The 15,468-nt window shown below is 35.7% G+C and carries 6 protein-coding genes; 1 reads left to right on the top strand and 5 read right to left on the bottom strand.

The window, feature by feature from the left end; genetic code table 11:
- Positions 1 to 38: 38 nt before the first annotated feature.
- The 4 genes from LrDSM24759_RS01115 to LrDSM24759_RS01100 all read right to left on the bottom strand — a co-directional run bounded on the left by LrDSM24759_RS01115 (position 39) and on the right by LrDSM24759_RS01100 (position 3,414).
- Complete coding sequence (locus tag LrDSM24759_RS01115) at positions 39 to 476, bottom strand: GNAT family N-acetyltransferase (RefSeq protein WP_117117620.1); 438 nt, start codon at positions 474 to 476, stop codon at positions 39 to 41.
- 148 nt (positions 477 to 624) lie between these two features.
- Complete coding sequence (groL, locus tag LrDSM24759_RS01110) at positions 625 to 2,256, bottom strand: chaperonin GroEL (protein WP_117117618.1); 1,632 nt, start codon at positions 2,254 to 2,256, stop codon at positions 625 to 627.
- Positions 2,257 to 2,281: 25 nt separating this feature from the next.
- Positions 2,282 to 2,566 carry a co-chaperone GroES gene (gene groES / locus LrDSM24759_RS01105; RefSeq protein WP_117117616.1) on the bottom strand — a complete coding sequence of 95 codons (285 nt, stop codon included), beginning with the start codon at positions 2,564 to 2,566 and terminating at the stop codon, positions 2,282 to 2,284.
- A 212-nt stretch (positions 2,567 to 2,778) separates the two neighbouring features.
- Positions 2,779 to 3,414 carry a redox-sensing transcriptional repressor Rex gene (locus tag LrDSM24759_RS01100; RefSeq protein ID WP_117117614.1) on the bottom strand — a complete coding sequence of 212 codons (636 nt, stop codon included), beginning with the start codon at positions 3,412 to 3,414 and terminating at the stop codon, positions 2,779 to 2,781.
- Between the two features lie 199 nt (positions 3,415 to 3,613).
- Between LrDSM24759_RS01100 and LrDSM24759_RS01095 the strand changes: the two genes are divergently transcribed.
- A complete protein-coding gene (locus LrDSM24759_RS01095; protein WP_117117612.1) occupies positions 3,614 to 5,542 on the top strand; it encodes an ABC-F family ATP-binding cassette domain-containing protein in 1,929 nt (642 codons plus the stop codon).
- Between the two features lie 90 nt (positions 5,543 to 5,632).
- Here LrDSM24759_RS01095 and LrDSM24759_RS01090 read toward each other — a convergent pair whose 3' ends face one another.
- Positions 5,633 to 15,370: a mucin-binding protein gene (locus LrDSM24759_RS01090; RefSeq protein WP_117117610.1), complete on the bottom strand. Its 9,738-nt coding sequence runs from the start codon at positions 15,368 to 15,370 to the stop codon at positions 5,633 to 5,635.
- Positions 15,371 to 15,468 lie beyond the last annotated feature (98 nt).

Raw genomic sequence — 15,468 nt, 5'->3', positions numbered from 1 at the left:
AAATACTTCATAGCTGTGGAAACTATCTTAGAAGAATATTATTTTTCTCCACTTTTCCACATCATTTGATATTCATTTAAATTTTGATTTTGATATTCTTTTTCCTGAATAGTTTTAAAACCATTTTTTTGATAAAAATTAACAGCAGCTCGATTTTTTTGATACACATCTAGAATTAATTGTGGATAACGGTTTTTTAAATAGTTTAATAATTCAGTACCTAGTCCTTGATGACGTACTTTTTGGTCAAAAAAGATTCCTGCTAAGTAATCTTCTTTTAGGCCAGCAAAACCTACAATTTCATTTTTTATTTCAACAACAAAAACATCGGCATTTTGAATCTCCTGTTTTACCACTGCAAAATTATCTTTCCAATAATTGGGATCAACAAAATTATGAGCTTCTAAATTAGCCTGAAGCCAGATATCCATTACTCTATTAATATCTTCTATATTTGCTTTACGAATATTACTCATCTTTCATCTTTCCCTTCTTGCTCTTTTTTTCTTTTATTTTATGCAATTTAACTTTAAAAGAGCAACAAAAAATGCTGATGAGTTAATTATCATCAGCATTTTTATATATTTAAGATTAATAAGCTCTTTTATTATAGGAGTGAGTTTATTACATCATGCCCATACCTGGGTTAGCTGGAGCAGCTGGTCCATCATTCTTTGAATCATCTGGATCATCAGCAACAACTGCTTCAGTAGTTAATAACAATGCAGCGATTGAAGCAGCATTTTGAAGGGCTGAACGAGTTACCTTAGTTGGGTCAATAATACCAGCATCGATCATGTTTTCCCATTCATCAGTAGCTGCGTTGTAACCAACTTCTGGCTTTTCGTGTTCTAAGTGGTCTAAGATTACTGAACCATCTTTACCAGCATTTTCAGCAATTTGACGAACTGGAGCACCTAAGGCTCTCATAACGATCTTTACACCAGTTTCAGCATCTTCACTGTCGCCCTTTACGCTATCTTGAATGGCTTTCTTAACATCAACTAAAGCAGTACCACCACCAGCAACGTAACCTTCTTCAACAGCGGCACGAGTTGCGTTCAAGGCATCTTCGATTCTGTATTTCTTTTCCTTTAATTCAGTTTCAGTAGCAGCACCGACCTTGATTACAGCTACACCACCAGCAAGTTTTGCAAGACGTTCTTGTAATTTTTCACGGTCAAAGTCTGAAGTAGTATCCTTGATTTGAGCCTTGATTTGGTCAACTCTTTCTTCAATTGCTTCTTTAGAACCGCCACCTTCAACAATAGTAGTTGAGTCCTTGGTTACAGTAACCTTGCCAGCAGTACCTAATTGATCAATCTTAGTGTCCTTTAATTCAAGACCAAGATCTGAAGAAATTACAGTACCACCAGTTAAAACAGCGATATCTTGAAGCATTTCCTTACGACGGTCACCAAAGCCAGGAGCCTTAACAGCAACAACGTTGAAAGTACCACGAATCTTGTTCAATACAAGAGTTGGAAGAGCTTCACCATCAACATCATCAGCAATGATCAATAATGACTTACCTTGTTGAACAATATCTTGTAATAATGGCAAGATATCTTGAATATTAGAAATCTTCTTATCAGTAATTAAGATGTAAGGATTATCAAGATCAGCTTCCATCTTGTTGTCATCAGTTACCATGTATTGTGATAAGTAACCACGATCAAATTGCATACCTTCAACTACTGATAATTCAGTGTTAATACCCTTTGATTCTTCAATAGTGATAACACCATCGTTACCAACTTTTTCCATAGCGTCAGCAATTAACTTACCAACTTCTTTACTTGCTGAAGAAACAGAAGCAACTTGGGCAATTTCTTCCTTAGTACTTACCTTGTGGCTAATCTTGTGTAATTCATCAACGGCTGCCTTAGTTGCAGTTTCAATACCGCGACGAATTCCTACAGGGTTAGCACCAGCAGTAACGTTCTTCATACCTTCTTGAGTAATTGCTTGAGTTAAAACAGTTGCAGTAGTAGTACCGTCACCAGCAATATCATTAGTCTTTTGAGCAGCTTCTGCAACAAGCTTTGCACCCATATTTTCAAAGTTGTTCTTTAATTCAATGTTCTTAGCAATAGTAACACCATCATTAGTAATATCAGGGTTGCCGTAGCTCTTTTCCAAAACAACATTTCTACCCTTAGGTCCAAGAGTAGTCTTAACGGTGTCAGCTAATTTATCTACACCCTTTAATAATGAACGTCTTGCGTCTTCGCTAAATTTAATATCTTTTGCCATAATTCTAGCCACCTTTTAATTAAAATTACTTAATGACAGCGATAATGTCGCCTTCGTGAAGAACTAAGTAATCTTCACCTTCGTAGTTCAACTTAGTACCAGCATACTTATCAAAGAATACTGTTTCGCCCTTTTGAACTGACATTGGAATTAATTCGCCATTTGCACTACGTCTGCCTTCACCGACAGATACGATTTGTCCTTCTTGAGGTTTTTCTTTAGCGTTAGAAGCAAGGACAATGCCTCCAACCTTTTGTTCTTCCTCTTCTTCAACTTTTACGATCACGCGATCACCGATTGGTTGTAACATGATGCATGCCTCCTATTACATAACAATATTTAGCACTCGTTTTTATCTAGTGCTAACTCACAATTAAAATATTAACCTCTTTAGGAGGGGAATGCAAGGATTTGCACCCAAAAATTTAGCACTTTTTATCAAAGAGTGCTAAAAGGCTAAAAAGACCAACCTACATAAGAGGTTGGTCCTTAAAAATTATTTTTTCTTTACTAATTTATTTTTTAATCTTTCTTATCCGAATCCAAAAAGTAAATTAGAGTTTGCAATTCTGTTGCCAAATCAACATTTTGTACGCGTACATCTGCTGGAGCAGATAAACGTAAAGGAGTGAAATTCATAATTCCTTTTATTCCTGCTTCAATCATTTCATCTGCTGTTTTTTGAGCCGCCGACTGTGGTACTGATAAAATCGCAATCGAAATCTGTTGTTCTTGCAACTGCTTTTTCATTTCACTCATATCATAAACCGGTACTCCGCTCATAATAGTACCAGTAATTTTAGGATTAATATCAAAAGCTGCTGAAATACGGATATTATTGGTACGCTTGAAGTTATAATTCAAAAGCGCATGTCCCATATTACCTACTCCGACTAAGGCTACATTAGTCAAAGTATCTTGGTTCAGGATCTTCTTAAAAAAATTCAATAAACTTTTGACATCATAACCATATCCGCGTTTACCTAAGGCACCAAAATAAGAAAAATCTCTTCTGATCGAAGCACTATCTACTTGAACTGCTTCAGATAATTCAGTCGAAGATACTTTTTCTTTTCCTTCATCATTTAGAAAAATTAAATAGCGATAATATAGAGGCAACCGTTTTGCTGTTGCTTTAGGAATTTTAATTGTTTCCATCTTCTCATTTTCCTCGTTATAGTTTGTGAATGTGAATGTTTTTACTTGTCACTTAAATAATAAGCGATATTATCATAAAAAATCAAGTAAACAACTTCACAAATACAATATATTTCAATTTATTCATCTTATTTCACAAACTATTACTCATTCCTATATAATGCCCTATGTTACAATATTTGCTAGGAGAAATTGAATTATGATAATTGCACAAGGACAAAATCTTGAACAGCGTTTTGGCGCTAATACAATTTTTTCAGGAGTTACTTTTTCAATTCCTGATAATGCCCGGATTGGTCTGGTTGGACCTAACGGTGCCGGTAAAACTACTTTATTAAAAATTATGACGGGTGAACAAAATCCAACTGCTGGTGAGTTCACCGTAAATAAAAATATTGATGTTGGTTATATCGCCCAGGAAAATGGACTTGATGAAAATAAAACCATCTGGGAAGAAATGCTTTCTGTTTTTGCTGATTTAATTGAAACAAATAATCGCATTACTAAAATGCAAGAACAAATTGCTGAACATCCCGAAGATGAAAAGCTTTTAAAACGCTATGACCAAGTTTCTTATGACTTTGAACAAGCCGGTGGTTTCACCTACCAAGCTGAAATCAAAAGTGTTTTAAATGGTTTTAATTTCAAAGAAGATAGCTGGTCTAAAGTAATTGGTACTTTGTCTGGTGGAGAAAAGACTAGACTAGCATTTGTGAAACTACTTTTACAAAAACCCCCTTTACTTTTACTAGACGAACCCACTAACCACTTAGATCTAGATACCTTAGATTGGTTAGAAGGATTTCTTAAAAACTATCAAGGTGCCATTGTAACTGTCTCACACGACCAATACTTTTTAGATAATTTAACTAACGAAATTTTTGAATTAAACTTTGGTAAACTTACTACTTTTAAAGGTAATTACACCCAATACACTAAAGAGCGCAAATTAATGGATTCTCAACAAGAGGCTGCTTATGAAAAACAGCAAGAACACATTAAAAAGGAAGAAGAATTCATTCAAAAGAACTTAGTGAGAGCTTCAACTACTAAACGTGCGCAAAGTAGACGTAAGCAACTTGAAAAATTAGAACGAATCAATCCACCTAAACATAAAAATAAGGTCCGAATTCATTTTTCAAGTGATCGACCTTCGGGTAAGGAAGTTCTAATTGCTAATAATCTTTCAATTGGCTATCCCGATAAAACCATGGTTGAAGATATTAATTTTCAAGTTAATAAAGACGATCGGGTGGCTATTATTGGTCCAAACGGGATTGGAAAATCCACATTGCTAAAAACTGTTGTTGATAAACTTAAGCCAAAAGCTGGTTCCATTAAATTAGGAGCTAGTCTTGATTTAGGTTACTATGATCAGGAATTACAAACTCTTGATCCGTCTAAAACCGTTTTAGATACCATTTGGGATCGTCATAAGACGATGCCTGAAAAAGATGTTCGTTCAATTCTAGCAAGTTTCTTGTTTACTGCTAAAGATATAGATAAAACTGTTGGTCAGTTATCTGGTGGTCAAAAAGCCCGGTTAACTTTAACTGTACTTTCACTTGAACATGATAATTTCTTACTCATGGATGAACCGACAAACCACCTAGATATTGAAGCTAAAGAAGTTTTAGAATCGGCTCTATCTGATTATGATGGTACTTTACTATTTGTCTCACACGATCGTTACTTTATTAATGAATTAGCTAATAAGATTATTTCCGTACGTGATGGTCATGCCAAAATTTATGAAGGTAATTATTCTTATTATCTTAATGAAAGAGAAAAAGAGCGCGCAGCTAGAAGTGAAGTCACTGCTACTTCTACTAATACTACGTCTGCTCCTTCTTCTGAAAGCAAAACTAAACTTTCTTATCAAGAACAAAAAGCTCGTGATTCCCAAAAGCGTAAACTAGAACGCGCAATTAAAGATGCTGAAAAGCAAATTGAAGAATTGGAAAACCAAGAAAAAGAAATTCAAACTGAAATGGCTAATCCAGAAATTGCCGCTTCTTTTGAAAAATTAGGTCCGCTACAAGAAAAGCTTACGGAAGTTCAAGACAAACTTGAACAAGCAAATAACGATTGGGAAAAAGCAATTGAAGCCTTAGATGAATTTGAATAAAGCAAAAGCTCTAAAAGATAATATCTTTTTAGAGCTTTTTTGTATCAAAAAAGGAATTCTCATTCGAGAACTCCTTTTCTTTAAATAACCTTAATGATTATTTTTCATCTTTTTTCTTCTCTTCTTTGAAGTCCAAGAAGATGTAATTAACGCACTAAGCATACTACCTAAACCTAAAACTGTAGCTAAAGCACTATTATCTTTGCTTCCAGTCTGTGGTAATTCTTGTTTACTATTGCTACTAATAGCCTTTGGTTGTGATATGTAGTCTTTGCCATTGTCGGCTTGAGAAAGATTATCTCTACCCTTAGGACCGGGTGTAAGATCTTCACCTCTAGGACCAGTTGTAAAATTATGGTCTTTCGATGGTTTTTCTACATTAGGTTTACCCGGCTTGGTTGGCCTACTTGGCTTATTCGGCTCACCCGGCTTAGTCGGTCTTTCTGGCTTATTTGGCTCGGTTGGAATGGTTGGTTTTTCCGGCTTACTTGGTTCAGTTGGTTTGATTGGTGGCGTAACTGGTATTTCACGATAAGTTACATAAACAGTTACTCCATCTTCTGGCATACCATCTTTAAATATCACTGGAATAGCAGTTACCGACTCTCCCTCTTTACCATCAATTAATATAGTGTACCCATCAATCTTATCTGGTACAAAGTCTGGGAAGTCTGCTTTGCTCCATTCACCATATTTTGTATCACCTGTAACTTCATTAGTTGTTACTGTACGAGTTACTTTGGCGGTTTGAGTGATTGTCTTTGTCTTACCATCTGGGGTGGTAACAACAATCTTTCTAGTAACTTCCTTAGATTCAGTAGTTTCATCAATGATTGGTTCGTACTTAATTGGAGTATCTTCACCAGGTTTGGTTGGAATAATTGATCCTCCATCTACTGAAGTAACAATCTTCCAACCCTTTGGTGTTGGTGGCACGTTTACCTTACCAGCCTTAGTTGGATCGTTTGGATCATTTGGATATGGTACTGGGGTTGTTCCGGGAATTGGATTACCATCACCGTCTACTTGGATTACATTCCCCATTGGGTAGTAATCTACTATAGCGGTAGCATTCAAGTCACTGTCTTGTGGATTAGTTTCACTAATGGTCTTAGTTTCTTCTCCCAGTTGACTAACTGATGCATAGTAACCAGTTTTTACTGGTACTTTTTCAACGCCATAAGTTGCACTTGGATTTTCAAATGTATAAACAACTTTTCCACTTGCTGGATCGTAACTTTGGATTCCTGAAACTGTTACATTTTGTTTGGTTTCAGTTGAACTAGTTTGGCCATCCTTTTCATGAGTGATGTAAGTAATAGTTCTAGTTCCAGTAAATGTGACTTCTTTATTCAAGTAGATATTTACTGTTTCATTCTTGATAGTGTCACCGGTGCTTTTATCTGGTGCTGGCACATTAAATTCGGCTACGCCAGTGAGCTTATTACCATCTTTTGTGACATGGTCGTAAGCTTGACCATTTTCTAAGATAGATTGAATACTTTCACCAGTTTGTAAAGTTGGTGTGTATTCATCCCAGTTACTTTTATCTTTTTCAGCTGTCCAATCACTATATTTAACGTCTCCAGTTACTACATTTACTGTAGCTAGGCGACTGTACTTAACTTCTTGAACTACTGAAGTACCAACAAGTTTACCATCTGCATCATAAACATTAATAGTTCTGGTGATAGTCTTGTTCAAATCACTATCACTTACTCCATTTGGATATGGAATCTTGGTACCTGGGATATTTGGAATCTTACCGTCACCACCTGGAACTATTGGTTTATCTGGTGGAACAGTGACAGAATTTTCTGTGTAGTAAACAGTAATAGTTGTCTTATCAGGAGTCTCTCCATCTACGGTCATTTCATCTACAGTTGGATAATCCTTGTCTTCATTATCAAATGGACCGCTGTAACCATCTACAGTCAAGTTTGGATTAGTTATTTTATCAAAGTTCTTATTAGAACCATTCATCCAAGACTTAGCTTCATCAGTCGTATCTACCTTAATTTGACCATCAGCTTCTTTACTTGGAGTGTATTTACCATTTGTCCAAGTTCCTGAAGTATTGTAACCAAGAACCTTGCCACTTGCATCTTTAACGATGTATTGCTTCAACGTTACTGATTGTTCTACTGGTGAAACCAAATTAGTTGGCATTGGTTGACCAGTAGTCTTATCAACATAGTTGATTGTTCTTGTAACTTCTTTAGTATTTTCAGTTACCTGATCTAATTTTTCATAAACAATCTTCTTGTTTTCACCAGGATTAGTTGGGATAAATGGATCACCATCACTAGGGGTAACAATTACCCAGCCTTCTGGTGCAGGTGGCACAGTTACTTTTCCAGCCTTAGTTGGATCAGAAGGATCATTGGGATATGGCACTGGAGTAGTACCTGGAATCCGATTACCATCACCATCTACTTGGACCACTTCACCCATTGGGTAGTAATCTACACTGGCCTGTGCATTTAAATCACCGTCTTGTGGATTAGTTTGACTAATGGTCTTAGTTTCTTCTCCTACTTGACTAGCTGATGCATAGTATCCATCCTTAACAGGCGTATCAACTTTGCTATAAGTTGCACTTGGATCTTCAAATGTGTAAACAACTTTATCAGTTGTTGGATCGTAACTTTGGATTCCTGAAACTGTCACATTTTGTTTGGTTTCAGTTGAACTAGTTTGACCATCCTTTTCATAAGTGACGTAAGTGATAGTTCTAGTTCCAGTAAATGTAACTTCCTTATTCAAGTAGATATTTACTGTTTCATCATTATCTTTAGCCGTAGCAGTATTTGAAATATCTTGTGCACCTATTCCAGTAATCTTATTACCCTCTTTAGTAACATTGTCATAATTTTGACCATCAGCATCAGTTATGGTTTGAATTCCTTCACCTGTTTGTAAAGTTGGTGCGTATTCATCCCAGTTAGCTTTATCGTTTTCAGCTGTCCACTCACTATATTTAACGTCCCCGGTTACTACATTTATTGTAGCAGTACGAGTGTACTTAACGGTTTGTAATACTGGGTCTCCAACAACATTACCATTTGCATCGTATATATTAATAGTACGAGTAATGATCTTGTTTAAATCATTTTCTTCCACACCCTGAGGATATTGTTTATGGGTATTACCAATTGGTTCACCAGGTTGATGTGGTTCAGTTGGAGGCACAGTTACAGTATCTTCAGTGTAGTAAACAGTTAAGGTACTATTTTGGGTTGTACCAGTTATCGTTTCTTGCGCAATAGTTGGATATGGAGTAGTTCCATTTTCTTCAAACGGACCTGAATAACCAGCGATTGCTAAGTTTGGATTAGTTACTGCTGCCCATTTTGCATTAGTATTATTCATCCATGATTGATTTTCATCAGTCGTATCTACCTTGATTTGACCATTGTCTTCTGTACTTGGAGTGTATTTACCATCTTCCCAAGTTCCAGTAGTGTTGTAACCAAGAACCTTGCCACTGGCATCTTTAACGATATATTGCGTCAAAGTTAACTTTTGTTCTACTGTTGGAGCAAAATTCGTTGGCATTGGTTGACCAGTGGTCTTATCGATATAATTGATTGTTCTTGTAACTTCTTTAGTATTTTCAGTTACTTCATTCAATTTTTCATAAACAACCTTGGTATCTTTACCAGGATCAGTTGGCGTAAATGGATTACTATCACTAGGAGTAACAATTACCCAGCCTTCTGGTGCCTTAGGTACAGTGACTTCGCCTGCTTTAGTTGGATCAGTAGGATTATTTGGATAAGTTACTGGGGTTGTACCAGGAATTTGATTTCCATCACCATCAACTTGAATCACTTCACCCATTGGGTAGTAATTTACATTAGCTTGTGCATCCAAGTCACTATTTTGTGGGTTAGTTTGATTAATACTTACTGTATCATCGTTAATTGCACTAGTTGAAGCATAGTATCCAGTTTTTACTGGTGCATTTACAGCTGGATAAGTTACACTTGGATTTTCAAATGTGTAAACAACTTTATTAGTTGCTGGATCGAAAGTTTGACTTCCTGAAACTGTGACAGTTTGTGGTTCACCATCTTCAGTTGATGTCTTTTGACCATCTTTGTCATAGAAACTATAAGTAATAGTTCTAGTTCCAGTAAATGACACTGCCTTATTCAAGTAAATAATTACTGTTTGATCATCTTTATCAGTAGCACTATAAGTAATATCTCGTGCACCTACACCAGTAATTACATTACCGTTCTTAGTAAGATTTGAGTATGGTTGACCATTACTATCAGTTACTGTTTGGATACCTTCACCAGTTTGTAAAGTTGGTGCGTAACTATCCCAATTTTTCTTATCAGAAGTCCAATCTTCATAATCTACATGTCCAGTTACGACATTAACTTTGGCCGTACGGTTGTAGGTAACTTTTTGAACAATTGGATCTCCAACTGGATTGCCATCAGCATCAACAATCTTAATAGTACGAGTAATGGTCTTGTTAAGATCACTATCCTTTACACCATCTGGATAATCTTTCTTAGTACCTGTAATTGGTTCACCTGGTTGGTGTGGTTCAGTTGGTGGAACAGTTACTATATCTTCAGTGTAGTAAACTTTTACTTCACTATTAGTAGTCTTTCCAGTTACTTCTACTTTATTAACCGTTGGATAAGCAGTTGTACCATCTGCTTCAAATGGACCTGAATAACCATATTCTTTTAGATCAGGATTAGTTAATTCAGGGAAGTTTGTGCCTGGTTTTACTATCCATGATTCTGCTGGATCAGTGGTATCTACTTTGTACTGACCATTTCTTTGCGTACTTGGAATATAATTACCATTTTCATCCCAAGTTCCTTGAGTATTGTAGCCAAGTAACTTACCATCTGCGTCGCGTACTTCAAATTGATATTGAGTTGCCTTTTGGGTTGTTGGAACAACTACACTAGTTGGAATTGCTTTTCCAGTATCTTTATCAATATAAGTAATTGTTCTGGTAACTTGTTTTTCATTTTCAGATACTTTATCTAATTTTTCATAGTAGATCTTAGTATCATGACCAGGATCAGTTGGAGTAAATGGATAACCTTTTTCTGGATCTACAATTACCCAACCTTCTGGTGCTGCAGGAACCGTTACTTCTCCTACCTTAGTAGCATCATTTGGATCATTTGGATAAATTACCGGAGTAGTACCTTCTATTTGATTACCATCTTGATCCACTTGAATCAATTCACCCATTGGATAATAGTTTACAGTAACACTATCATCCAAATTACTATGAATTGGATCTGAGTTATTGATACTTACAGTTTTAGCTGCAATATCACTAGTTGAAGCAAAGTAGCCAGTTTTTACTGGTACTTTAAGACTTGGGTAAGTTGCACTTGTTTGATCAAATGAGTAAATAACCTTATTGGTAGCTGGATCAAAGGTTTGACTCCCAGTAAGAGTCACTTTTTGTGCGTCATCTACCGTAGTATCTGTAAGCTGATTGTTATGATCGTAAGTCTTGTAGGTAATTGTTCTAGTTCCGTTAAGAGTAATTACCTTATTCAAGTAAATGTTTACTGTTTCATCATTATCTTTGGTATCAGTAGTAGGTACCGTATATGATCCTACTCCTGTAAGTGTATCGCCATCTTTAGTTACGTTGCTATAGGCTTGACCATTAGCATCTAAGATAGCTTGAATACCTTCACCAGTTTTCAAAGTTGGTGCATAAGCAGCCCAATCACTGTTTTCAGCCTTCCAGTCAGTATACTTAACAACCTTGCCAGTTACAACATTTACAGTAGCTGTGCGAGTGTACTTAACAGTTTGAACTTCCTGGCTTACAGATTGACCACTAGCATCAATTACATTAATAGTTCTAGTAATGGTCTTATTAAGATCATCCTCAGATACACCATTTGGATAATCCTTATTAGTACCTGTAATTGGATCACTAGGATTCTTGGGATCAGTTGGTGGTACTTCAATAGTATTCTCAGTGTAGTAAACAGTGATATTGCTGTCTGTGTTTGTACCATTTACTGCTACTTCACTAACAGTAGGATAAGCAGTACCATCTGAATCAAATGGTCCATTATAACCATCAACCGTTAAGTTAGGATTAGTTACAGCTGCCCATTTTGCATTAGAACCATTCATCCATGAATTTGCAGCATCGGTTACATCAACCTTAATTTGACCATTAGCAGCTGTACTTGGAGTATAAACTCCGTTGGTCCAAGTTCCAGAAATGTTGTATCCAATTATTTCGCCAGCATCATTTTTCACTGCCACTTGAGTTAAAGTTACAGATTGAGTTTGATCCTTCACTAAGTCAGTTGGCATAGCAGTGTTAGTAGTCTGATCTACATAATTAATTGTTCTAGTAACATCTTTAGTAGAAGTTTCAGTACTATATCTCTTGACCAAGTTGTATTGAACAATAGCATTATTGTAGTAATACTTCACTTGTTGACCAAATTCAGGTGTTCCCATAGGAGCATCAGTTTGCCAACTCTTCTCAGTTGGTCCAATTAACTGTACACTACCAACCACGTAACCATCTGGAATTAAAGCCTTATCAGCAGCCGTTAAATTGGCTAAAACTTGTGCTTCAGTAGGCATTGTAGCCTGATTATCATTTAAATTATAAGTTAGATCCGGAATATCAATTGTCTTAGTAGTTCCATCTTGATCTACGTAACTATAACGGGATGTGATATTTGCAGTACCATTAATACTTATACTTGGAAGTTTAGTGGCTTTATTAGTATAGGTAGCAAAATTTGGAATGTACAAAGAAGTTTGGACATAGCCATTCTTTTGTGCATCTTCTGCAATCGTAGGATCAGTTCCCGGGATAATGATTCTCCCTAAAACAGAATTTGGAGCAAGATTTGGAATGGAAACCTTGATGGTTTTAATTTTAGACCAATCAGTGACTTGATCTTCTGTCTCAAAGGCATCTGCATTTGGTTCACTACCACTATAGAGATCAAATGATTCGTCAGAATAAGTAATAGTATAAGGTACTTGTACATCTCCCGGATACTTGTCAAAAGTAGCTGGACCACTTAATTCAAAGTCAAAACCAGAGCCAAGAGATGTTTGAGGTACAGAAATATAAGCATTTCCGTTTGATACACTGCTAGTTAATCCATTAGGAATTGATACTGATATATCCATCTTAGGCGAGCCTTTATCATTTGATGATCCTTGGTTGGTATAATCTGGATTTTGATTACCTTTAATCATTGGAGCAGTTGTAATTCCTGCAATCTGTTGAATAGTCCAGGTTCCTCCACCAAGGTGATAAAGATCATTGACATTACCTTGCACCCAAGAAGTATCAAATGGATTAGTAGCTGAATTAGTTGAAAAGTTATTTTTTGTACTATCAGAATATTCAGTATTTAACAACTTAGTTGTTGGACTAACTACATAAATATCCCATGGAGAAGAGCCATTTGTAGCATCAGCATTATTATTTAACGCAACCTCTGTATTTGCATTCATACCGGCATTAAAGTAATACTTAGTGCCAGTGTAATCTATTTTGACAACGGTTCTTCCATCATCAGCTAAAAATGAAGTAACTTTCGGCGTGGCAGTAGTATCTCCATTCACATTAGGTACTTGTAAAGAAAGTGGTGACGTTACATTAGTAGTAGCAGGAATTACGTAGTAGAATATTGGCTCATAAATATTAAGTGTATTTGCATTACTTGTACCATAATAAACAGCAAGATATCCTGAATTTTGCTGCCCACTATTCGTTTGACCTTGCCAAGCAAAAGTATTTAAATAACTTGTTAGATTCTCGGGTAATACAATCTGCTGACTCTGCTTAGCTATCCAAGTTTTATCTCCAGTCGCAGTACTGGTAATAGAAACTGTAGTTTCTAATTGTGCTCCATTGGTAATTGCATCCCCATTTTGATATTTTTCATTCGCATGACCATAGGCAATAAAGGCATTTACATTGGTATCTTGACTTCTAAGATCATTTGCCGGTAAAGCCGCAGTTTGTGCACCAATAGCAACCGCGTTAGGAGTAAAGACTGCTGATTGAATATTACCGCCTTCTGGTACACTTACACTTTCACCAGCTGCTACTGTTCCACTTAATCTAGTTCCATCGGTTAAAGTAAGTGTGTAAGCATAACTTGTTGTACCAGGTAAATTATCAGAAGTATGAGGTGTACTGATTTTATTTACTGTTAACCCATCAGGAAAATCTACTTTGATTTTCATATCATCGTTATATGAAAAGATAGTACTATTTGTAAAGCCAAAGTAGTTTACAACTATATCATTTTTTGTTACTGGTAAAATATTGTTATTAGCTCCATAAGCCTCCGCAATTGTCGGACTAAAATCTCCAAGTGGAATACTAGTTTCTTTTCCAATAATAGTATCAGTAAACGATGGGACTGTTGCTTCCATTGTTTGTGCATCAGCGCCATCACCCAATTTCTGCACAATAGTAATTGGTTTATCTGCTGAAACAATTAAATCTTTTTCTGGTTGAGGAATATCATATCTTCCTACTAATTGATATCCAGGAATACTACCTTGATTCCAGTATTGTTTTCCTGCTCCTTTAAGTACTTCAATAATAATATCGGTTCCCTTACCATTTGGCTGAGTAATAGTTGTTTTGTACTGTTCTGTGAAGCCATTTAATGACCTAGTGGCATCTTGATCCAAAATAAATCCATCGGGTACTGGAATAGTGATTGTAGTTCCATAATTAACAGCACTATTAACGATATTTGAAGTATAACCATCTGAATTTACTCCAGATGTTTCATTTACTTTAAAAGTATAGGTAACATTTGTATTTACTGGTACCCCTTTTACATTTGTCGGATTAGGATTAGTTCGAACAGGTGATTGAGGGTTCCATTCAGGTTTAATTGTTTGAGTAAATGTAAGCGGCGTTTGTTCAACACCATCAACTGACCAAGTAATCTTTTTTTGTGTTTCACCAATATCAGCTAGTGGAGTTGGTTCACCCGCATAATTAGATTTAGTTTTAATAGTAATAGGTATCTGAACAAGACCATCGTAAGTAATATCGTATGTATAGGTATTTCCACTAACAGTCTTTGTTCCATAATTTGGATCTAAGGGATCAGTTGTTATGTCGTAGATTCCATCAGGAATAGTTATAACGTATTTCCCAGCACCATTAGTATTAAGTTGAAGTGTAATATCTTTCTTTCCTTCAACATTCCCTACTTTATTATTATTTATGATCATTTCTGCTCGACCATCGGAAGTAGAAACATACATATCATCTGGCACTGTAGGAGTTGGAAGTGAAGAAGTAGACTTTTGCGCTAAAGAAGCTTTTAAATTAGTTAAAGTTTTATCTTCTTTTGTACTTTCTGAAGTCAAATTTGAAACCTTTACTTCCTTAGTTTCAAGATTATCTTCTGTTTTCTTACTTTGAGCAACATCTATACCAGAATTTTGAACCGTATTTGTAGCAACTGGTTGATTTTGCTTATTAGAAGTTACTGTACTATTTTCAGACTTAGTCTTATTATTTTGAGCATTGCTATTTTCTCTTTGGCTATTATTAGCTGATAAAGCTACTTCTTTTTGTTGAAGCTTTTGACTTGCAGAATTTTGATTTTCTGCAGTTGAAGCAGCATCATTTGCTCCTTTCTCAGAGACAGTAGCCGCCTGTGCAGTATTATTATCAAAAATTAAAAAGGCACCAATTGCAGCTGATACTAATAAACCAGAATTAAGTTTTCTAAAAGAAAAATGTTGACGTACTTGGCCAGTACTTTTTTCTCTTTCTAAAGTATTTTTACGAGATAATTTCTTCATAATTTTCCCCTAAATCTATACTATATTTTGTTGTTTTTTATTATTTAAATTTTAACACATTGTTCTTTTTGCATAAATTCTTTACATTTTATTTACTA

The sequence above is a fragment of the Lactobacillus rodentium genome, assembly GCF_003423665.1.
Classification (GTDB): domain Bacteria; phylum Bacillota; class Bacilli; order Lactobacillales; family Lactobacillaceae; genus Lactobacillus; species Lactobacillus rodentium.
The sequence above is the reverse complement of the archived record's forward strand: the minus strand, read 5'-3'. Positions and strand labels throughout refer to the sequence as shown.